This window comes from Pleurocapsa minor HA4230-MV1, from assembly GCA_019359095.1.
GTDB classification, from domain to species: domain Bacteria; phylum Cyanobacteriota; class Cyanobacteriia; order Cyanobacteriales; family Xenococcaceae; genus Waterburya; species Waterburya minor.
Genome location: JAHHHZ010000019.1, coordinates 174,268 through 196,372, shown reverse-complemented (window position 1 = coordinate 196,372; position 22,105 = coordinate 174,268). Strand labels below are relative to the sequence as shown.

Annotated in this window: 15 protein-coding genes; 9 read left to right on the top strand and 6 right to left on the bottom strand. The window is 41.1% G+C overall.

Going from position 1 to position 22,105, the window contains the following annotated elements; genetic code table 11:
• Positions 1–71: 71 nt before the first annotated feature.
• The 6 genes from KME09_10040 (at position 72) to KME09_10015 (ending at position 9,992) form a co-directional block, all read left to right on the top strand.
• Positions 72–1,133: a type IV secretion system DNA-binding domain-containing protein gene (locus KME09_10040; GenBank protein MBW4534265.1), complete on the top strand. Its 1,062-nt coding sequence runs from the start codon at positions 72–74 to the stop codon at positions 1,131–1,133.
• A complete protein-coding gene (locus tag KME09_10035; protein ID MBW4534264.1) occupies positions 1,130–1,474 on the top strand; it encodes a DUF2791 family P-loop domain-containing protein in 345 nt (114 codons plus the stop codon). The genes KME09_10040 and KME09_10035 overlap by 4 nt, the downstream gene beginning before the upstream one ends.
• Entirely contained in the window at positions 1,422–2,918 is a 1,497-nt protein-coding gene (locus KME09_10030; GenBank protein ID MBW4534263.1) for a DEAD/DEAH box helicase, read from the top strand. The genes KME09_10035 and KME09_10030 overlap by 53 nt, the downstream gene beginning before the upstream one ends.
• A gap of 171 nt (positions 2,919–3,089) precedes the next feature.
• Complete coding sequence (locus KME09_10025; GenBank protein MBW4534262.1) at positions 3,090–4,901, top strand: response regulator; 1,812 nt, start codon at positions 3,090–3,092, stop codon at positions 4,899–4,901.
• A gap of 221 nt (positions 4,902–5,122) precedes the next feature.
• On the top strand, positions 5,123–9,508 hold the full coding sequence (locus KME09_10020) for a PAS domain S-box protein (GenBank protein ID MBW4534261.1): 4,386 nt from the start codon (positions 5,123–5,125) through the stop codon (positions 9,506–9,508).
• 109 nt (positions 9,509–9,617) lie between these two features.
• On the top strand, positions 9,618–9,992 hold the full coding sequence (locus tag KME09_10015; protein ID MBW4534260.1) for a response regulator: 375 nt from the start codon (positions 9,618–9,620) through the stop codon (positions 9,990–9,992).
• Positions 9,993–10,136: 144 nt separating this feature from the next.
• Here the strand turns inward: KME09_10015 and KME09_10010 are convergent, their stop codons facing one another.
• Together KME09_10010 and KME09_10005 are read right to left on the bottom strand one after the other, a co-directional pair.
• On the bottom strand, positions 10,137–11,525 hold the full coding sequence (locus KME09_10010) for an LCP family protein (GenBank protein ID MBW4534259.1): 1,389 nt from the start codon (positions 11,523–11,525) through the stop codon (positions 10,137–10,139).
• A 399-nt stretch (positions 11,526–11,924) separates the two neighbouring features.
• On the bottom strand, positions 11,925–12,305 hold the full coding sequence (locus tag KME09_10005; protein MBW4534258.1) for a hypothetical protein: 381 nt from the start codon (positions 12,303–12,305) through the stop codon (positions 11,925–11,927).
• 29 nt (positions 12,306–12,334) lie between these two features.
• Here KME09_10005 and KME09_10000 point away from each other — a divergent pair, with 29 nt between their 5' ends.
• Entirely contained in the window at positions 12,335–12,961 is a 627-nt protein-coding gene (locus tag KME09_10000; GenBank protein MBW4534257.1) for a molybdenum cofactor guanylyltransferase, read from the top strand.
• 67 nt (positions 12,962–13,028) lie between these two features.
• Positions 13,029–13,445 (top strand): hypothetical protein, encoded by a 417-nt coding sequence (locus KME09_09995; GenBank protein MBW4534256.1) that lies wholly within the window; start codon positions 13,029–13,031, stop codon positions 13,443–13,445.
• Between the two features lies 1 nt (position 13,446).
• Here the strand turns inward: KME09_09995 and KME09_09990 are convergent, their stop codons facing one another.
• From KME09_09990 to KME09_09975, 4 genes are all read right to left on the bottom strand, one after another.
• Positions 13,447–15,771, bottom strand: coding sequence for a nitrate reductase (locus KME09_09990; protein ID MBW4534255.1), 2,325 nt, complete (start codon positions 15,769–15,771; stop codon positions 13,447–13,449).
• Positions 15,772–16,001: 230 nt separating this feature from the next.
• Positions 16,002–17,498 carry a NarK family nitrate/nitrite MFS transporter gene (locus KME09_09985; protein ID MBW4534254.1) on the bottom strand — a complete coding sequence of 499 codons (1,497 nt, stop codon included), beginning with the start codon at positions 17,496–17,498 and terminating at the stop codon, positions 16,002–16,004.
• Positions 17,499–18,095: 597 nt separating this feature from the next.
• Positions 18,096–19,439, bottom strand: coding sequence for a D-alanyl-D-alanine carboxypeptidase (locus tag KME09_09980; protein MBW4534253.1), 1,344 nt, complete (start codon positions 19,437–19,439; stop codon positions 18,096–18,098).
• A gap of 261 nt (positions 19,440–19,700) precedes the next feature.
• Positions 19,701–20,738 (bottom strand): alpha/beta fold hydrolase, encoded by a 1,038-nt coding sequence (locus KME09_09975; GenBank protein MBW4534252.1) that lies wholly within the window; start codon positions 20,736–20,738, stop codon positions 19,701–19,703.
• A 271-nt stretch (positions 20,739–21,009) separates the two neighbouring features.
• On the opposite strand from KME09_09975, the gene plsX reads away from it, so the two are divergent.
• Positions 21,010–22,062, top strand: coding sequence for a phosphate acyltransferase PlsX (plsX, locus tag KME09_09970; GenBank protein MBW4534251.1), 1,053 nt, complete (start codon positions 21,010–21,012; stop codon positions 22,060–22,062).
• The last annotated feature ends 43 nt before the right edge of the window (positions 22,063–22,105 follow it).

Genomic DNA, 22,105 nt, shown 5'->3' with positions numbered 1-22,105 from the left:
ACTATTTAAACGAGATTTTTCTTTTTTTTGATGTATAAAGTATAATCCAAGTAAAGAAAAATAATCAACTGATGTCTTATAAACAGCAAATTTTACGAGGAGTACAACTGGAAGAATCGGCTAACAAAGTACAGTTATTACTAGATCGCCTCAATAGTAAGTATGAAGAAAGCTTATCTGGTGAGTTACATCTACCTCAATTATCCCTGGCTGGATTTCGCCTACCACGTAATTTGGAGGATTTAGGTATTTTTTGTGTAGGCTCTCCAGGTTCAGGTAAAACTCAGGCTCTAGCTAAATTGATTAGTGAACTACAACAAAGAGATGATTTTAGAATTGTTTGTTTTGACCGTAATGGGGAATTTACAGAAGGTTTTTATCGCTCAGGCCAAGATATTTTATTTAATCCGACAGATGAACGTTCTGTTGGCTGGTGTCACCACACCGAATCAGCTTCATCTGAAACTATTGCTGCTGCGCTTATTCCACTTAATCAAACTCAAGATCCATTTTGGCCCCTCTCTGCCAGAAATTTGTTGAGCGAGATTTATAATTTGGCTCAAACTAATCAGGAAGTGTGGTGGATTATTGCTCAAACTAATATGGATCAACTTCAGACACTTTTAGCTGAATCGATGTTTAATAAATACTTTGACGCGGAGAAAACCTTTGCTTCGATTGTGGCTTCGGCCACTGCCTCGGCTCGATTTTACCGTCAATTACCTGACAAGTCAGAAAATATAGATTTTTGGGACTGGGCAGCAGGTGATGAAAAACGTTCTTTGTTTCTGCCCCTATTTGAACGGGATGCTCAGTTGTATAAGCCTCTCTATAGTATGGCGTTTGAATTGATTATTCGAGGCTTACTGAGTAATGAGTCGCGACAGATTAAAACGGCGATTGTGATTGATGAATTGGGGGCGTTACAACCTCTGGGTTCTTTATCGCGATTATTGGCTGAGGGAAGAAAGTTTAAAGCGACACCGATTATTGCGACGCAAACTACAGCCCAAATTGACCAGATTTATGGCAGTTATGAACGGCAAATACTGCTTCAGGCTACTGCCACCAAGTTAATTCTCAACTGTCGAGATCCTGATTCAGCCAAAACGATGGCAGAAATTTATCGATAATTAAAATTAGCAGGCATCGCGAAGGAGTATTTAAGTTTTTTCGAGGTAGATACGGTTGTGGTAAAACCTTCATGTCTCGCTTAACCCTCAATGATGCTCAATTTCAAGGATTTGCCACTAGTTTTGTCGTAGTTTCCGATAACGATCTTTACTTCCATAAATTTGATGATGTTTACCGTCGTGTAGTCCAAGAATTAGGGACGAACTCCTGTCCCCGAGGCGCATTAGCTGATATCCTCGATCGCTGGATTGGGAAAGTAGAAGATAGTTTAATTGCTGCTGGTGCAGATGAAAATAGTTCCGATCAAAGCTTTACTCAACAATCAAGCAGAAAGATTTAAAACCTACAGCGAAATGGTGGGGCTACGACGCTTTGTTTGGCATGGAGATATCAAAGCATCGGAAAAAAAAGCCTTTATCAAAGAACCAGCCCATATTTTAATGACCACCACAGAGTCATTAGAGGTAATGCTGTTATCCTCTAAAGTGCCCCATGCCAAACTCTTTGAAGATCTACGAGTAGTAATAGTTGATGAAATTCATGCTTTGGCTGGTAGCGATCGCGGGACACATTTAATTTCTGTCTTGGAAAGACTAATTCGTTTTACAAATAACGATGTGCAGCGTGTTGGCTTAAGCGCAACCGTTGGTAATCCTCAAGATATTCTTCAATGGTTACAGGGAACATCCCAAAGAGAAGGCTGTGTTATCGATCCGCCTCACGTTCCGTCTAAAAAAGACCTTCGCATTTATTACCAAGAGACCACTAGAGCCATTTCTGAACAAGCTTGTCAAATCGCTCAAGGTCAAAAAAGCCTGTTCTTCTGTCAAAGTCGCTCCTTAGCTGAGAAAATTGCCGAACAGATGCAGCATAAAGGTATTGATGTATTCGTTCATCATAGTTCGGTATCAGCAGAAGAAAGAACCACTGCCGAAGAACGTTTCCATCGCGGTAGTAACACCAGTATTATCTGCACCTCTACTTTAGAACTAGGAATTGATGTAGGCGACTTAGATTTAGTTTTGCAAGCCAATGCTCCTTCTACTGTTTCCTCGTTTCTTCAGCGTTTGGGGAGGACGGGCAAAAGACAGGGACAAAGAGCTAATACCACCTTTTTTTGTGAGGATACAGAGACAGTTTTACAGGCGATCGCTCTCATCGAACTAGCTAAGAAAGGCTGGGTGGAGTCCGTTCCAACTAATAATCGAGTTTGGTCAGTTTTAGTCCATCAAATTTTGGCTCTTACTCTTCAATTTGGCGCAATTAGCGCAGAACAATGCTGGCAGCAGTTATCTATCGTTCCCGATTTTTTAGGCATCAGTCATAGTGAATTTGAGCATTTGATTGCTTATATGGTAGAAGAAAACTTTTTATTTCTCTCACAAGGATTGCTTTCCATTGGAGATCAAACTGAAAAAACCTTTGGTCGTCGTAACTTTATAGAAATCTATGCCGTTTTCAGTAGCCCACAACTCTACAAAGTCTTAACTGAAGCAGGTTACATTATCGGCTCACTAGAACAAAATTTCGTCGATAAATTAGTTGAAGAAATGAGTTCATTTCTTCTAAGCGGAAAAGCTTGGGTGGTAAATTATATCAACCATCAAGACCGAACAGTGAAGGTAATACCTGCCCCTCGTGGAAAACAACCTACTTGGGGTGGCTTTATTCCTCAATTACTTAGCTTCAAGATTTGTCAGGAAATTAAAGAATTGCTTTTAAGACGCGATCGCATTCCTTACATAGACGAGAAGGTACAAACATTTCTCGATGAATGGAGATGAAAGTTATGTTCGACCTTGAATCATTCGGAGCTTAATATTAGTATAGTTTAAAATGGCAAAGTTATGCTTCCAGTCACAGTTTTCACCGTAGTTTCCTTTTTGTAACTCCTGCAAGAGGTCTACTGCTGAAAATAAGCTGTAATATATTGATGGGAACTAACTAGCCGATCAATGAGAATCTTACTTATAGATGACGACGAACAGTTAATGGAGGCTTTGGCGAGCAAGCTAATCGAACAGCGTTATGCTGTAGATATCGCTAATGCAGGAGAGATGGGCTGGGAGTTCATTCTGCTGTTTGACTTCGATCTAGTGGTTCTCGATTGGATGTTACCCGATATTGATGGCATCGAACTGTGTCAAAAAATCAGGGCTGATGGCTACAGTATGCCAATTATGCTCTTGACGGCTCGCGATCGCCAGACTGATAAGGTTTTAGGGCTAGACGCAGGGGCAGATGATTATGTAGTCAAGCCTTTTAATTTTGACGAACTTACCGCCAGAATTCGAGCATTACTACGCCGAGAAATTAATGTATCCTCACCAATCATCGAATGGCAAGATCTCAATCTCGATCCTAAAACCCATGAAGTTCATGTTCACAATCAGCTTTTACCTCTGACTCCCAAAGAGTACGGCATGATCGAACTATTCATGCGCCATCCACAGCAGGTATTTAGTCCAGGGGCAATTATTAACAATCTTTGGGCGGGGGAAGATCCGCCAGGAGAAGAAGCTGTTAGAACCCACATCAAGGGATTACGCCAAAAGCTTAAGGTGGCAGGGATGGCAAAAGACACGATTAAAACTGTTTACGGTGTCGGTTATCGCCTCAAGTCTGATGATGATTTTAAGGCAAGTAGTAAATCTTTACCTACAAGTAATGCAGGGCAAGATAAAAACGCAACCATCAGTCAAATTTGGTTAAAGTTTAAAGATTTGGCTTTTGAGAGATTAGCAGATCTAGAGAGTCTAGCCATAGCATTAGCAGATAATTGCGTGAGTGATGAACTACACGCTCAAGCCAGAAGTTCGGCTCATAAACTAGCAGGTTCTTTAGGTTGCTTCGGTTTCCCAGAAGGTTCTAGGTTTGCTAAACAGATTGAAAAGCTACTTGGTCATAATCTGAGCAAGCAAGTAGATTTAGAGCAGATAGTTAGACTGACAACAGCTCTTAATGCCGAACTGCAACATCAACCCTTTGAGGAAACCGTAAAAGATGCCCTCAGCAAAAATATTTCACTGTTAATTGTCGATCGCACTCTCAACACAGATTTCGACCACAAGTTAATTACAGAAGCTAACAATAGCGGGATGAAGACTTATACTGCTGCAGATTTTGTTCAAGCTCAGACCATAATTAAGCAACAGTCGATCGACGCTTTACTCTATCAAATTGCTTTTCCTGATGGAGAAGATTTAGAATTTCTCGAACAGCTACATCAACGTCAACCCAGCTTACCTATAGTTGCGATCGCCCAATCTCCTCAGTTGTTAGATCGCTTGAATTTCACCCGCAAGGGAGGAAATTTGATTTTACCAAATTCGGTTGAGCCAATCGCTGCCATCTCAGCAGTTTCCGAGCTGCTGGAAAATCTCGGTCATGCTGCTAAAGTATTGATTATCGATGACGATCCTCAAGTGCTGCTCTCTTTAAAAATGTCTCTCCAACCTTGGGGTTTTGAGATTACTACCTTAAATAAATCAACCGAGTTTTGGGAGGTTTTGGAAGATGTCGAGCCAGATATTTTGGTGTTAGATATAGAGATGCCAGATATCAATGGCATTGAACTCTGTCAGATTTTAAGAAGCGATCGCTATTGGCAGCATCTACCCGTTTTATTTTTGAGTGTACACCAGGATGAAAAAACCCAGAATCAAGCATTTAGTATTGGTGCCGATGATTATGTTTTTAAGCCTGTAACTGGTTCAATATTGGCAAACCGAATTTTGAATCGTTTAAAACGCAGTCGGGTTAAGTAGAGGGCTTCGCCCTGGCTTTTAGCTTTTAGCTCTTAGCGTATAGCAGAAAAAGCTTTGACTCTTCCTCACAAATTCCTCAAAGTTTTGCTTTACTTTCAACTAATTGGAATGACCATAGCTGTAGAACTTAATATAATGATCGCGACCGAAACTGCTTTTATCCTCTTCATTTATTTAAGATTATTGAATAATCTTTTGATTACTTAGCTGTTGTTATCATAGTGACTATCGATAAATATATTGAATCTCATCCTGTAACTATTGCGCCAGATACTTTACTGAAGAACGCAGTTGTTTTACTTGCTCAACAGCAAGCTGAAAATAAGCCCAGATGTCTACTAATAGTCGCAGCTAATCAATTAATTGGCATCTTGACTCAAAGTGACGTAGTTAGGTTGGTAGCCACAGAAACCGATTTAGCGACTACGACGGTTAAGCAAGTAATGACTCAACCAGTATTAACTAGGTTGCGATCGCAATGTTACGATCTCGATTCAGCACAGTTATTTTTTCAGCAACATTTAATTAGCTATTTACCAATTCTGGATGAGAATCAGCAATTAGTTGGGATGATTGACTCTAAAAGTCTGATTCAATTGCCAACACTTCAAGCAGAACAGGAACTAGATCACAATCACAATCAACAGCAAGTTTGGTACGAAAAAGGAGAACAGCTGGGGCATTTTTTTGATTCCACCCCTAGTATGATTTGTGTTGCGGGTTTGGATGGCTACTTTAAATGGATCAATCCCGCATTGTTAAAGAATTTGGGCTTTATGGATGGGGAATTATTGACCCAACCTTTTATTAACTTTGTTCATCCTGAAGACTGCGCGGCAACTCTAGCTGAAGTAGAAAAGTTGAGCGCAGGGAAAACTACGGTTGCTTTTGAGAATCGCTATCGAACTAAAAATGGTGCTTATCGCTGGTTCTTGTGGACAGCAAAACCCGATCTAAAGAAGCAAACTATTTTTTGCGTAGTGCAGGATATTACCGAACAAAAGCAAGCCACAGCATTATTAAATGAAAGCTATAAGCAATTTAGACTATTAGCGCAAAAAGCCCCTGTAGGCATTTTTCAAACTGATGCTGAAGGGAATTGTCTCTATGTAAATGCGCGCTGGCAGAAACTGACAGGGTTATCCGAGCAAGAAGCAATGGGAATGGGTTGGTCAAATGCCTTGCATCCTGAAGATCGCGCCAGAGTAATTGCCCAATGGCATCAATGTACTCAAACTGGTCAGGAATTTTTCCTAGAATACCGCTTTAAAACGCCCGATAACCAAGTGGTTTGGGTGTCTGGTAGTGCAGGGGCTTACTATAACGATGCTGGTGAAATACAAGGCTATCTAGGAACGGTTACTGATATTACCGAACAACAGATAGCTCTACAAAAACGTCAACAGGCAGAACAAAGGTTGGCTCAAAGCGAAAATTTGCTCCGTACCATCATTGAATCTGAGCCAGAGTGCGTCAAGATGTTGGCAGACGACGGCAGGTTACTAGAGATGAACCCTGCTGGGCTAGCGATGATCGAGGCTGATTCTCTAGCAGAAGTGATCGACAAACCAGTTTACTCTTTAATCAATCCCAATCATCGACAGGCATTTGTCAAGCTAACCGAAAGCATATTTGAGGGCAAGTCAGGTAAATTAGAGTTTGAGCTAACTGGGTTAAAAGGAACATCGCGCTGGCTAGAAACACATGCTGTACCGTTCAAAACAGGTAATGAGATCAATGCATTGTTGGCTGTTACCAGAGATATAACTCAACGCAAAGAGGCAGAACTACAACTTAGGCAGGAACGGGATTTCTCTAAGGCGGTGATTAATACTGTCGGTGCATTGGTAGCGGTACTAAATCGGCAGGGGGTAATAGTTAGTTTTAATCATACTTGCGAACAAGTTACTGGATACTATTTTGAAGAGGTTCAAGGTAAACAAGTTTGGGATTTTTTGATTCCTGCTGAAGAAAAGGCAACGAGCAAAGCCATATTTGAACGACTACTGGAAGGACAGTTTCATAACCAATATGAAAACCATTGGATTGCTAAAGATGGTCGTCAAAATTTAATTTCCTGGTCGAATACGGCCCTGTTTGATGCTCAGGGAGAGATTGAATTTATTATTGCCACAGGGATTGATGTTACCGAACAGAGGCGAGTTTGGAATAAGTTGGAATTTCAGTATCGGCAAACAAAACTATTGACCGAAATAACGGGTAAAATTCGCATGTCAATTGAGCTTGACGAAATCTTACAAACTGCCGTTACGGAAGTGCAGCATCTACTGGCTTGCGATCGCGTTTTAATTGTCGAGATCAAATCAAATAGTACCGTGATGCCAATTAGCGAGGCGATTTTACCCGATCTACCGCCTATGTTGGATTATGAACTGGCAGATCCCTTATTAGTAGGTGAATATTTAACCAGATATCACCAGGGAGAAGTGTTGGCGATCGATAATTTGGCAACGGCCCCGATCGATCGAGATATCAAGCAGCTCTTAAAACAGTTTCAGGTTCAGGCAAAATTAGTTGTGCCGATTCTTGCTCAGGGCAAACTCCAAGGTCTTTTAATTGCTCATCAATGTCACCATCCGCGACAGTGGCAGCAAGAGGAAATTCAGTTACTTAATCAGCTAGCCGATCAGCTGGGAGTGGCATTATCTCAAGCTCAACTCCTTAGTTATGCCGAAAAACTCGCCTTAGAGCGTACCAAGGAATTATCTGCTACCAACGAGCTATTGCAGGCGGAAATTAGCGAACGAGAGCAAACTGAACAAGATTTAAGAGAAAATCAGCAAAAGCTAGCGGGTATTCTGGACAATGCTGATGAGGCAATTATTACCATCAATGAGCAGCAGCAGATTCAGCTATTCAATCAAGGTGCCGAGAAAATCTTTGGCTATCAGGCGCAAGAAATTCTGGGACAGCCTCTAGATCTTCTTTTACCTGAAATATTTCGTCAGATACATCGTCATCACATTAGGCAATTTGCTAAATTACCAGAAAAGTCTCGTCAAATGACAGAGCGTAATACTAACGTTTATGGTCGTCGTAAAGATGGTCATGAATTTTCTGCCGAAGCCTCTGTGGCAAAGTTACAAACTAATTCAGGAATGCTATTTACGGTTATGCTGAAAGATATTAGCGAACGGCAACAAACCCTTGAAAAACTGCAAACCTCTCAGGCTTTACTGGCAAAAGCGGAAAAAATCGCCAAAATTGGTAGTTGGGAATACGACTATGAAACTAAAAAAAGAAGCTGGTCTGAAGAGCTATTTAATATCTTAGGCTTTGATAGCAATCTGCCGATCCCATCCTGTCCAGAAATATTGGCGCATATTCACCCAGAAGATCGTCTCTTGGTTAAAAATACATTGGTTGAAAGACACGGTAGTGGGCAATCTTGGGAACTAGACTATCGATTGCTGCTACCAGACGGCACGATCAAGTATATCGAAAGTAGAGGCGAACCAACCGTAAATTCTGAAGGCAAAGTTCTCAAAGTATTAGAAACCATTACGGATGTAAGCGATCGCATTGCAGCTGAAAAATCTCTCCAAAGAAGTGAGGAACAACTAAAGTTAATCACCGATGCGCTGCCAGTATTAATTGCCTACATCGACCAGGAACAGCGTTATATCTATAATAATCGTACCTACGAAACCTGGTATGGTATACCCCGTTCTACTTTGCAGGGTAAAGCGATCGAAGAGCTGGTGGGTGAGAAAAACTATCAAAAAATGCTGCCCTATATCAAAACTGCATTGGGGGGAAAAACGGTTACTTTTGAAACTCAGCCGATTACTAATAACGGTAGTTCTTACTGGATGAATGCCACCTATGTTCCTGATTTTGATTCGGATGGCAAGGTTAAAGGGTTTTTCTCCATGGTCGAAGATATCACTGAGCGTAAAGCCGTAGAACAGATGAAAAGCGAATTTATCTCGATCGCTAGTCATGAAATGCGCACTCCTCTAACCTCGATCCATGGAGTAGTTAAATTACTCTGTGCTGGTCGTTTGGGAGAACTATCAGAGTCGGGATCTAAAATGGCAGATATGGCTTTGAGAAATAGCGATCGCCTGATCCGTCTAGTTAATGATATTCTCGACTTGGAACGGATGGAATCGGGAAGCGATGAAATTAATCAACAACCATGTGATAGTGCTGAGTTGATCCGACAGGCAATAGATACCACACGCCCTTTGGCAGATGAACAAAAAATTAGCCTTGAAGCCGATGCCCAATCTCTAGAGTTTTTAGGCGATCGCGATCGTCTGGTGCAAACTCTCAGCAACCTTATTAGCAATGCGATTAAGTTTTCTCCTGCCCATAGTAGCATTAAGATCTCATCTAAACTAGAAGGGCAAAATGTGCTTTTTTCCGTCCAAGATTGGGGTAGAGGTATCCCCAGAAATAAACTCGAAAATATCTTTGAACGCTTTCAGCAGGTTGATGCTTCAGACTCACGCCAAAAAGGAGGCACGGGTTTAGGGTTGGCTATCTGTCTTCATATTATCGAGCAACATCAGGGCAAAATCTGGGTTGAGAGCGTTTATGGTCAAGGCAGCACCTTCTATTTTCTGATTCCGCAACAATAGTAAAGTCAGAAACCACAAATGCGGTAACATTGGGTGGGAAAATAATCGATGTTCACAACATCATCATATTAAGCCGATATGATCTTATAGTTTTTTGAGCCTGAATAACATGAACGCAAAACGTATTTTATTTATTGACGATGAGGATGATATCAAAACCTTGGCTCAGTTTTGCCTCGAAGCTGAAGCTGGTTGGTCAATGATTGGTGCTGCTAATGGTTTAGAAGGAATTGCGATCGCCCAGAAAGAACAGCCCGATGCTATCCTTTTAGATGCCATGATGCCTGAACTGGATGGTCTGCAAACTCTCGCCAAGTTACAAGACATCCCCGCAACCAAAGATATTCCGACCATTTTTATCACCGCCAAAGCTCAAGCAAGCGATCGTCGTCGTTTTTATAATGCAGGGGCAAAAGGCGTAATCAACAAACCTTTTGATTCTCTTACTTTAGCAAGTCAAATATCTGGATTTCTCGGCTGGTAGCTCAGAATCGAGTTCGTACGACACAACTTAAACTAAAATTTACTTCAATTTACTTCAATTTCCTCAATTTTTCATTCTTTAAGATCCAAACTTTTACCCATTATCCCTCTTCTGTCACTCTAGACTGTTCATCCGTACTTAATATCACTGCTCATTGCTCACTGTTTGATTGAGTTGTTTTTTCCAGTCGCGACCAAGCTGTACTGTGACATCAGAGCCGATTACTCCCGTACTCTCTACTACTACTTCCCCAACGCCAAGGATCGAACGTATTTCTTCCGCTGCTTCATTATCTCCAGATTGAGCAATTACTCTAGTTGTTTTTAGAGGCTCTTGCCAGTTTTTGCTGGCGGATACTTGTCGATAACCTGCTTCTCTGAGCAGATCGAGGGAAGATTGCAAGGTTTGTTGACTGTCGGTACTGTCCTGAATCGAAATTCTGATGCGGGGATTACTGATATTAGATCCACCTTCGAGAGTAGCATAACGGTTCTCCGCGATCGCAGCATAGTCTGCATCGTTTTTAGGCAACTCAAAATGCTGCGTCATTAACCGATGAATTTTATTTTCATTGGGTACCCAATAACTCACCCGTTCATTTGGATCGTTAAAGTCTCCAGGCAGCATCATCATATTGATGCCAGATCTGTCAGTTTTAGAAGCGAAATTGGACAGCGCCATTAACTCTCTAACGGTTAGATTGGTGTCTAAATGGGACTGAATTACCGATAATATTTTGGGAATTTTAACTATTGTTGCTGGTTTTAGGGTTTGCTCTACCGCCGAGCGCATCAGCATTTGTTGACGTTGTACGCGAGAAATATCACCATACTCATCATAGCGAAAACGTAGAAACTGCATGGCTTTATCGCCATCAAGATGTTGAACACCTTTTTTGAGATCGATATAAAGATGTTGGCTAAAGTCGTTGTATTTCATATCTTTAGGCACATCTACCGTAACACCACCTAAAGCATCAATCAGCTTTTCTACTCCCTGGACATTAACCCGTACATAGCGATCTATTTTTACTCCGCCGAGTAAATCGCTGGCGACTTTAGCAGTCAAAGCAGGCCCACCATAATCGTTAGCATGATTGATTTTTCTAACCCCATATCCGCGAATATTGACACGGGTATCTCTAGGAATTGAAAGTACTGAAACTTTTTCTTTCTCAGGATCGAACCTCAGCAATAACATGCTGTCACTTAAACCATGAAAAGAATTGACCAGGTGATCGTAGCCAACATCTTGTTTTTCAAACTCGATTCCTTTGTTTTCTAAGTCAGAGCGAACTACTTTGATCCCTAATAAGAGAATGTTTACAGGTCTTTTTAGTTCGGGCAAATTCAGGTTTTGGGCAGCTACCATATCTGTTTCGCTAAAAACTTGCTGCTCTTCCTTACTTAGCTCCACTTGCTTTAAAGGTGGAACATCAGACACGGCAACCGCCAAGAATGCACCAACAACTGCTGAAACTAGGGAGATACTAACTAAACCCAGTCCAACTAAAATAGCTTTTCCTTTATTCAATTTTTTTGGCTGTTTTTTAAGAGGGTAGTTCACGGAATTGAATTGAGCGGTTGATTTTCTTCCTGAAGGAGTCGATTCATAAGCTTTTTTCATTGACACTGGAACCCCTCTCCTATGATTAAAATAAATGATGTTTTTTAAAGAAAAATTAAGATATATGTCAAGACAAATATAATTCAATTAATATTAGCAGCTATTTACTCGAAAAAATACTTAGGTGGACAATTATTAGACAGATACTCGAACTAGATACTTTAGCTGCTAGCGCATTTTAATTGCTTGCTAAAAGCTGCATAATGCTTTCTAATTTTAGCTAGCTCATTAGAGTAACGACAGGGGGTTAAAGCTGAGTAGAAAATGCTTTTCCTTTATAAACCAATTTGAGATAAATTAGTTCATTTAGTCGGCGTAAAACAATCTTTTTTTTCCTAAACGAGTCATTAGAAACGTACAAGCAACAAAGTAACTCGTGGTAACTATAGCATTGGCGTATAAAAAGCGAAAAGCAATAATTTCTGTTGCATCAGCAGCGCCACAAGAAAGCAGAATGTAAGAACATAACCAAATAAGAGTTAAATTAAGCGATAATCGACTTGCTTTTAGTTGCGGGAGCAACTCAGAAGAGTCTTTTAGGGGGTTGTTTTGAGAATTAGCGATCGCCCGCTCCTGAGATTGAGATATAGTCCAAATAGCAGGGATAACACCGACAACAGGTAAGAAATAAATCCAAAGCTGAAGATGTTGCTCTGTTTGTTTTTTAGTATCTAAGTGATTGCTCATGGTCTTATCAGTCGATCGATTAGAGTTTTATGGTATTAATTGAAGATCGGGTTACGGCGATCGTTTTAGCGGGGGGTGAGAGCATCCGCATGGGTCAAGATAAAGCTCTCTTAGATCTAGACGGTAGTACGTTACTAGCCCAGGTTTGTCTGGTAGCTAATGAATGTACAGCACAAACTTATGTGATTTCACCCTGGATTGACAAGTATCAAAATTTTCTCCCCCATAATTGCCAGCCTGTTAAAGAGCAGTTAGTGTTAAACGCCCCATCTAATACCCCTTTGATTGGTTTTGCTCAAGGATTAGAACTGGTCAAAACAGAATGGGTATTATTACTTGCTTGTGATCTACCTCACTTATCTTCATCTCAAGTAAAACAGTGGTTATTAGCTTTGACAACAGTATTACCCGCAGAAATCGCCTGTTTGCCTCGTAGCCACAAGGGATGGGAGCCTCTTTGTGGTTTCTATCGTCGAGGCTGTTTATCTAGTTTGCAGCAATATATCAGCGAGGGGGGAAGATCTTTTCAATCCTGGTTAGCGGAGCATTCTGTCAGAGAATTAGTATTGAGCGATCGCCGTTGTCTATTTAACTGTAATACGCCTCAAGACTGGGCTTTAATTAACCGCAATCTAAAGCGAGAAGACTTGCTTTAGTGAGATTTTTACAGGCAAAATTATAAAATAACAATTATTGACATCAGACAATCATTCAAATTTTAATATGGCTAAACCGACTCAGGCTCATTTAGAGCGAATCATTAATAAAAACGATCCTGTGGAAGTTAGACAACAAACCCTCAGCCAAATGCAATATTACATGGGCGCTAAGTTAGTCGAGGTTAGGGTCAACCCCCAAAAGGTAACTTACCGTTGGTCAATTGAAAATCAGGATGATCGGCAAATTTGTACTCTCAGTGCTTTTTGGGGAGAATCTCAACGCAAGCTACTGTCAGGAGAAGAACCCTTGACAGGAAAAGAATTAATTAGCTGTGCGGGCGCTAATGCTTCAGGCGGATTAGAACAGGCAGCTAAACTATGTGGCTTTGGCTCGAATACAGCAGCATTCAAAACTCAGTTAACCGAAACTGCTGAAAAGTTAGAAATACCCTTAGAATCATTTAAACAACTTCTAGTTTAGGTTAATTTTTGATCGACAGTGATTTCTCGATCATTTGAGGGAAGGTTGTTCTAGAGCGATCGCTTTCAGTGTTGGGTTCTAATTTTGCTAGAGTCAAATTAACGGCACAGGCTTTTAATTCTGGCTGTAAGGAGGTGGGGCAGCTTTCAGGATGGGTAAATAGATTGGCTTCGCCCTCATCCGTCCACAGTGCGCCCCAATGCATCGGCACAAAAACTGTTCCAGGAACGATCGCTTCGGTCACTCTAGCGACAAAACGCCCCTTGCCTCGACGCGAACTTATTTCCACCATCATTTCTGTTTCAATCCCTAATTTGCGAGCATCTTTGGGGTGAATTTCAATAAATGGTCGGGGTTGTTTTTTCATGATTTTCTCAATCCGACCTGTGCGAGTCATGGTGTGCCAGTGTTCATAAAGGCGACCAATAGTTAAGACAAAAGGATAGTCAGGATCGATGGGTTCGGCTAGTCCTTTAGAATGGAAGGCGGCAAATTTTGCCCGACCATCAGCCGTATTAAATCTACCATTGGTGTAAAGTCTTTTAGGAGCTAGGGTTTCATCTTTGGCACGAAACAGATTGGAAAATAGACCTTTGGCTTCTTCTTGGTCTTGAGCAATATTTTTCTCGGTGCTGCAAGTCAAAGCAATGCTGTTATTATTTGTTGCTTCTTCTAAAGGACAGGGCCATTGAATTGGGCCTTGTTGGCGTAATCTGCCGTGGGTTAAACCACTCATATCACAAGGACGACCTTGAGTTAACTGGACAAATTCTTGATAAACTTCGGCAGAGTTAGCAAAGTCAAATTCTTTAGTAAAGCCTAAACGACGACCTACTTCTGCAAAAATTTCCCAGTCTGGTCGTGCTTCCCCTGGGGCTGGTCGAAACTTACTACAAAGGGTAACAAATCGCTCAGAATTAGTCATTGTCCCTGTCTTTTCTCCCCACTGGGCTGCGGGCAACACCACATGAGCAAAGCTGGCAGTTTCCAGGGGATAGTAGGCATCCTGGACAATAGTGAAGGGCGATCGCAATAAAGCCTGTTTTGTTCTTACTAGGTCAGGCATACTTACCGCAGGATTAGTCGCTGCCACCCATAATACCCCCACTTCACCTGTTTCTAAGCCCGTAATCATACTCCAGGCATCTTTTCCAGGCAGCGGATTAATGCTACCTGGGGGCAACTGCCAAGCCTGTTCTAATTCCTGGCGATGACTTGGGTTGGTGACAGTACGATAACCAGGCAGAATATGGGATAAACCCCCAGCTTCTCGACCACCCATGGCGTTTGGCTGTCCTGTCAAAGAAAATGGCCCTGCTCCTGGTTTACCAATATTCCCTGTCATCAAATGCAAATTGATAATGGTGCGAACTTTAGCTGTTCCCTCAGAAGATTGATTAACTCCCATAGACCATAAAGACAAAACTTTTGACGACTCTGCCCAATAGCGGGCTGCTTGTTCGAGTTGAGCGACCTCAATCCCACAGCGACGAGCTACTAGTTCGGGCGGATAAGCTTGAATTACCTCAACAAACTGACCAAAGCCTTGAGTACATTCATCAATAAAGAATGTATCCAGTTCTCCCCAACGCAACAATAGATGCGCTATGCCGTTAAGCAGATCTATATCTGTCCCAGGCTGAATTGCCAGGTGTAGATCGGCATCCTTTGCTGTTTTAGTTTCGCGGGGATCGACCACGATCATTTTTACCTTACGGTTTTTCTTGTGGTGCATCCGCAGACGGTTGTAAACAATCGGATGACAGTCGGCAGTGTTAGTCCCAATCAAAAAGGCACAGTCGGTCAACTCCAGATCGTCATAACAAGCTGGAGGCCCATCGGAGCCGAGGCTTTGCATATATCCTGCTACCGCTGACGACATACAAAGACGAGAGTTAGCATCAAAGTTATTCGTCCCCAGGCAGCCTTTGAGTAGCTTTTGAGCAATGTAATAATCTTCTGTCTGAAACTGTCCCGAACCATACATACAGATGCCATCCGCCCCCTGAGTCTGGATCACCTGCTGCATTTCGGCGGTAATTCTACTTAAAGCTTGATCCCAACTAACTCTTTGAAATTCTCGATCTAGGGAATCGCGCATCATCGGATATTTGAGGCGATTTTTATCCAGAGATTCGGCGACTGTTCCCCCCTTGACACATACTTTACCTTTACTAGAGGGATGAGAGCGATCGCCTCTAACTTGCCACAAAAGATTGCCTTGACTATCTCTATTGGTGGCTTTCCCCGATTGTGCAGGGGGCAGTACTTCTAAACCACAGCCAACGCCACAATAAGGACATAAGGTTTTTATTGGTTCGCTCATCCTTCTCTCCCAGTTAAATATTTACAGATAGTTAAACTTAATTAATTTGGTTATTTTTATTAATTTTGATTTTGGCAGCTATTAATTTACCCATACTTTGCAGCCAAGTTTGCTGATTATTGCTCATAATATTTGATTAAACTAGCGATTACTGTGTCTTATCCATCAAAAAGTGCTGAGAAAATCTAGCGACATTCCCAGCACTAAAATAACTGTGAGCTACAGATAGGTTAAATCCTTTCCCGCTCTAGATTTGAGTCTGGTACGGCAACGTTGTCTGTTTCACCTTCATAATGAGCAGCAAAAGAGGCTTTTGGTTCTTGCAAGAAAAAGGCACAACAACTAGCACAGATTAGAGCCGCCACGCCCATCGTACCGAACAAGGTTGAAGCATCAGTTAAGCTAAAAATTGTTAGGAATACTACACCACCGAAGTTACCATAAGCACCGACGTTACCAGAAATTTGTCCCGTAATTTCTTTTTTAATTAGAGGTACCATACCGTAGGTTGCACCACATCCGGCTTGGGCAAAATAAGCAGAAACCATAGTTACAGCGATCGCAGCTGGAATCGACCAACTGGCGTCGATCCTGAATGCTATTAAATAACTAATCCCCACTCCCAATGCAACTAGAGTCATTGTCCATTTACGCGAACCTAATTTATCAGAAATCAAGCCACCGCTGGGACGAGAAAATAAATTCATCACAGGGTATATAGAAGCAAGCATTGCTGCTGCTACATGCTCAATAGCAAATGTCTCCTCGAAAAAGGCAGGTAACATGGAAACAACTGCTAATTCCGAACCAAATGTAGTGATATAGGCAAACTCTAGTAAAGCTACTTGACGAAATTGGTAGCGTTGAGCAGGAGAGTAAACTTTATTCCCCTGGACGACTTCCCGATTTACCAGCCAAGATTTATAAGATTGATAGAGATAAAGTGCGCCGAGAAAAGCCCAAATGCCTAACATTTGCCCTTGGCTGAGGAAATGCAGTGCAGGTTGTGCTAAACGCCAGGTTAATAAACCTAGAGCGAAGATCAAACCGAAATTCATAATCAGCATCGCAAAAAAGCTTTTACGGCTGGTAACTTCCATGCCCCCACTACGTCTAGGACGACGATATACTTGCCCAGCGGGAGTATCTTGAGCATTCTTTAGATAGATGAAGCCATATAAAGCGGTAACGATCCCACTAAGGGCGATCGCTCCACGCCAATTGCTCGCACCACCTGATAGAAAAGCCGTTGCTAAACCCAGAATTGGCAAAGAAAATTCTGCTGCAAATGCACCAAAATTGCCCCAGCCTCCGTAGACACCTTCAGCGATCCCAATATCTTTGGGGGGAAACCATTCCGATACCATGCGAATACCGACCACAAAACCCGAACCCACAATCCCCATTAACAACCGACTAATTACCAAGTGGGTAAAGTTTTGGGAAAGAGCAGTAGCAAAACAAGGTATTGCAGCAAAAAACAGAATACAAGAGAAAGTAATTCTCGGCCCGAAGCGGTCTAGGAGCATACCGATGATGATCCTGGCGGGAATTGTTAGTGCCAGATTACAAATTGCTAATGTTTTAATTTGGTCTGGTGTTAGGCTAAGTTCTTTGCCAATTGTAGTTGCGAAAGGAGCAAAGTTAAACCAACAAACAAAAGTTAAAAAGAATGCGATCCATGTTATGTGGAGTATTTTATACTTTCCCTGAGTTGCTTTACTGATGAATTCTGTTAAAAACACTTATGGGTCTTCCTGATGAATCTAAAACTACAGTAGTTAAAATCAAAAGACTGAATAATAAAGCTGGGCAGTACTAATAATATTTGTATTTTTGCTTTAAATTTTGCCTAGTATATTTGCTTAATAGCTGCGCTTAACTTTATTCGTCATTCATCTTTTTTGACATTTAGTAAACCAAGTAAATCGTATTTACTGTAACTAGATGCATTGATCTTGAGGTAATGATTGCACTCAAAAAAAGCTTGTATGGTATATTTTGCTACTAAAATAGCGGTTTGAATGTTTGTTTTGCATCGCTTAAATACTTTTAGTGCATAAGTAAAGCAACGAGCAAATTAATAGATAGTTAATTAATAATTTCTATCGTATTTATAGCGAATTTCAGTTGGATAAAACCCATTACCCATTCAGGGCTATTTCGTTCTAACTGTAGTGAACCAAGAAATAAATTTCTTGGCTGAAAATTAAAGTCCGTTTAAACGGACTTAATGTACTGAGACAGAGAATTTATTCTCTGGATATATGAGAATAAAATAGCCCTGATTACCCATTACCCATTACTTCGATAAATTAATGTGTCTACTCAATTGAAAACTGCTGTAACTTATTTCGTTGTGGATTGCCGAGATCCCAATTATTTTCTTGAGCCAGATTAAAGTTATTTGGTACTAGTTGCCAGGGTTTAACTAATTCATTCAATAAACTGTCTTGTTGTTGGCGAAAATATTGAACGGGACGACCATAGTTGATCATGCTGAAGTAGACGTTATCGCCTTGCGCAGCTATGCCTTTGGACTTATCCCTCTTAGGAATTACCCCCGCTAAAGCACTAACGTTATCCAAAGTTCCCGTCTTGATCGTTGTACCTTGGGGTAAATCTCGATCCTTTACTGTCCCCACCAAATCTCTACCTGCGGTGGGAAATAAGTCGGCTACGCTGTAGTTCTTAGATTGCAATAAGCGATCGCTCGCCATCAGCATTTGACAAACTGCGCGAGGGGATATTTTGTTCTCTTCTCCTAAACCCGAACCATTGACCAACTTTATTTCTGCTTCGGGGAAACCTGCTATTTTTGCCGATGATTGAGCAACGACATCTGCACCACCTACTAGATCCGCTAATATTTGCGCCATCTGGTTATTACTATAAATATTCATCTGACGCAGGATTTCTGCTAGGGGTAATGAGTGATGACTGATTAATAGTTGCGCTTTGATGGGAATTTGTTGAATTTGTTTGATTTGTCCTGTAATTATTACTTCTGGCTGTTTTGTTCCCGCTGGCATTTGTCGATATTGCTGAGTAATTTCTGACTGCCACAAATTACGATCTAATGCTTGCTGTAATAGTCTGACTGCTGCTAAAGGTTGCGATTCAAAGTTCATATAAAACTTATCTGTAACCAAAATATTGCCCTGAATCTGCTTAATTCCCAGTTGATTTAAAGCATTACCTAAAGCGATCGCTTCTTCCCAAACAAACAGAGGATCGCCAGTTCCCTGAATAACTAAATCTCCCTTCACCACACCATGATTAATCTCACCTGTAAAGTAGATATTTGTCGTAAATTGATGGTTTGCCCCCCATTTATGCAATGTAACTAGAGTAGTGGCAATTTTGGTTAAAGAAGCAGCAGGAAGAGGTGTTTTGCCCAAATTACTCGCCGACACATCCCACCCCGATTGCACCCATATCCCTTGGCGATCGCGATCGAATCCTTCGCGATCCAACTTCTGGAGATAATTATCAGTAATGGTTTGAGAAAGGCGATCGCGCTTAAATTCAGGCAGTTCAAACACAGCCGATTGTTCCCAGGGAAATAATTCTAGAGGCTGTAGATCAGCTTGGGCTGAGGGCAAGGGATTAAACCGATTAAACCAAGCCGTAACACTTGTGACACTCACCACGAGCAAATCTAACATAGTAATTATTGATAACAACACCATTTATAACGTTTTTGGAGGTTGTTATCCTTAAATCAGCAATTGAGTGTAATAAAATGTTGGTTATTTATACTACTTTTGTGGCGATCGCCTGGAGATTTTTGTAACTATTAATACTGTTTAACGAAAAAATTATATAGTCAATCTATAGTCAGAAATCAAATCCGCTCAATTTACTTTTTCTGACATTTTAATTGAAGTCAGCAAACTAATAAATAGAAACTAATATTTAATTGGTTTTTATGGATTAATTGTTTTTCTTTTTGAGGAGGCAAATAATTGCTTTACAGCATCTTTAATAAACATTTCATCTTCAGGATTTTGATACGGATTTCCTGCCCGATGTCCCCAAATTGAAGGAATAGGCAAATACTGAGCATGAGGAATTAAATCCGCTTCAGCCAGACAGTCTTCAGGAGTAAAATACAAATCAGTGGTTGCTGGCATTACTAAAGTTTTAGCGGTAATTAACTTGAGTGCCTGTTGGTAATCTCCTTGATAAGTTGGATTATTACTAATATCACAATGCAACCAGGTATCAATCATAGCTAATAAGTTATGAGGATCTCGTTGACGATAATTAGCTTCCCAACCTCTTAATAAATAATCTTCTAAAGAACTATAGCCAAACTGATAATAGAGTCCTTGACGATAGTAGGCTTGAGATGCTGCCCAACTTGCATAGATTAGAGCAAAAGCCTTAAAACCTCGCTCGGGAATATTCTCAAACTTAGTACCATTCCAAGCAGGATCTGCGGTTAAAGCAGCGCGTAAACTTTGGAGAAAAATTTTATTATGGTCTGTTGTACGTGCCGTACCGCATAAAGCAGCAATCCGTTCTACACATTCAGGATATAATGCGCCCCAATGATAAGCCTGTTGCGCTCCCATCGACCAACCATAGACTAAAGCCAGTCTTTTAATTTCCAAGCTATCGAGTAATTTTTTTTGAGCGCGAACATTATCTAAATGGGTAAACCAAAATCCTGATTCTGTTAAGCCACAAGCTCGATCGTTACTAGGAGAACTAGATAAGCCATTACCAAACATATTGGCAATAATTATAAAATATCGACTCGGATTGAGAATACTGTCAGGACGAATTAACCATTCGATATCTGCATGGTTTGCTCCATAGGAAGTAGGATACAAAATAACGTTAGTGCGTTCTTGATTTAACTCTCCATAAGTCTTGTATACTATTTTTGCTTTGGGTAGTATTGTTCCGCATTGTAAGGAAAAATCTTTAATGACGAATTTACGAGGTTCGTTGCTCATCCTATGTTCTGGGAAATCTTATTATCGCAGTAGCGATCGCTTTTAATTGTAGTTTTACCAACGGTCACAGATTACTCACTTGTTATAACAAATTTTGGCACTGTTTCTACTATTTCTACTATGTAAAGCAGCTTACGGAATAACTCAGCGTCGTTAGTTTTCTGTCTCAAATAGTCGAGCAAAATAACTTTTTCGGTCATTTTTGCTGAAGATTAAAAATCTTTGACCTCAGACTGTTAAAATTTGTAAGGCTTAATATAAAATTTGCTACATGGGATTAACGCGCGCAAGGATTGCAGTGGACGCTATGGGGGGAGACTTTGCCCCTGAAGAAATTGTTGCAGGAGCAATCCAAGCTTCGGCAGAATTAGGCGTAGATGTCTTACTGGTGGGAGATGAGCAACAGATACACTCTCTGGTGAAGAAACACGGCGGTAAAAATTCAGACCAGATCAAGGTGATTCATGCCGAAGACGTGATCACCATGAAAGAAGAACCGTTGATGGGGATTCGTCGCAAACCTAAAGCTTCGATTAACGTGGCGATGAATTTGGTTAAAGAGAAACAAGCTGATGCAGTAGTTTCAGCGGGGCATTCAGGTGCAGCTATGGCATCGGCATTGCTAAAACTAGGTCGGATTAAGGGTATTGAACGTCCAGCAATTGGTGCAGTTTTACCCACAATTATTCCCGATCAATCGGTAATTGTTTTAGATGTCGGGGCGAACGTCGATTGTAAAGCAAGGTATCTAGAACAGTTTGCGCTCATGGGTACAATTTACAGTAAATATGTTTTAGGGCGTCCAGAACCCAAAGTCGGTTTGCTCAACATTGGCGAAGAGTCGTCTAAAGGAAATGATTTAGCATTGTCTACTCATAAATTGTTGACTGATAATTCGCAAATTCACTTCCTGGGTAATGCTGAAGGTAGAGATGTCTTATCTGGTGAGTTTGACATTATTGTCTGTGATGGATTTGTGGGTAATATTGTCCTCAAGTTCGCCGAAGCAATTGGCGAGGTAATGCTCCAAATTATGAAAGAGGAATTACCCCAGGGATTACACGGAAAATTAGGTACTGCCATTCTCAAACCAAATCTAATGAACATCAAGCGTCGTATCGATCGCGCTGAACACGGAGGTGCATTATTGTTTGGGGTAGCAGGAATTTGTATTATTAGTCATGGTAGTTCTCGCCGTGGTTCGATGTTTAGTGCCATTCGCTTGGCCAAAGAAGCGATCGACAATGAGGTGTTAGAAAAGATTAAAGCTAATAATCAGCAACAATCGGTAACGGAAACGCCTACTGAAGCAACAGCTAATTAATTTATAGATAGCCCAAACAAGTAAGGGAGTAAGACATTGAACA

Excerpts from the sequence above, each read along its gene's own strand:
- KME09_10040 (MBW4534265.1), top strand. The coding sequence starts at position 72 with ATGTCTTATAAACAGCAAATTTTACGAGGAGTACAACTGGAAGAATCG.
- KME09_10030 (MBW4534263.1), top strand. The coding sequence starts at position 1,422 with ATGAAAATAGTTCCGATCAAAGCTTTACTCAACAATCAAGCAGAAAGA.
- KME09_10025 (MBW4534262.1), top strand. The coding sequence starts at position 3,090 with ATGAGAATCTTACTTATAGATGACGACGAACAGTTAATGGAGGCTTTG.
- KME09_10015 (MBW4534260.1), top strand. The coding sequence starts at position 9,618 with ATGAACGCAAAACGTATTTTATTTATTGACGATGAGGATGATATCAAA.
- KME09_10005 (MBW4534258.1), bottom strand. The coding sequence starts at position 12,305 with ATGAGCAATCACTTAGATACTAAAAAACAAACAGAGCAACATCTTCAG.
- KME09_10000 (MBW4534257.1), top strand. The coding sequence starts at position 12,335 with ATGGTATTAATTGAAGATCGGGTTACGGCGATCGTTTTAGCGGGGGGT.
- KME09_09995 (MBW4534256.1), top strand. The coding sequence starts at position 13,029 with ATGGCTAAACCGACTCAGGCTCATTTAGAGCGAATCATTAATAAAAAC.
- KME09_09990 (MBW4534255.1), bottom strand. The coding sequence starts at position 15,771 with ATGAGCGAACCAATAAAAACCTTATGTCCTTATTGTGGCGTTGGCTGT.
- KME09_09980 (MBW4534253.1), bottom strand. The coding sequence starts at position 19,439 with ATGTTAGATTTGCTCGTGGTGAGTGTCACAAGTGTTACGGCTTGGTTT.
- KME09_09975 (MBW4534252.1), bottom strand. The coding sequence starts at position 20,738 with ATGAGCAACGAACCTCGTAAATTCGTCATTAAAGATTTTTCCTTACAA.
- plsX (MBW4534251.1), top strand. The coding sequence starts at position 21,010 with ATGGGATTAACGCGCGCAAGGATTGCAGTGGACGCTATGGGGGGAGAC.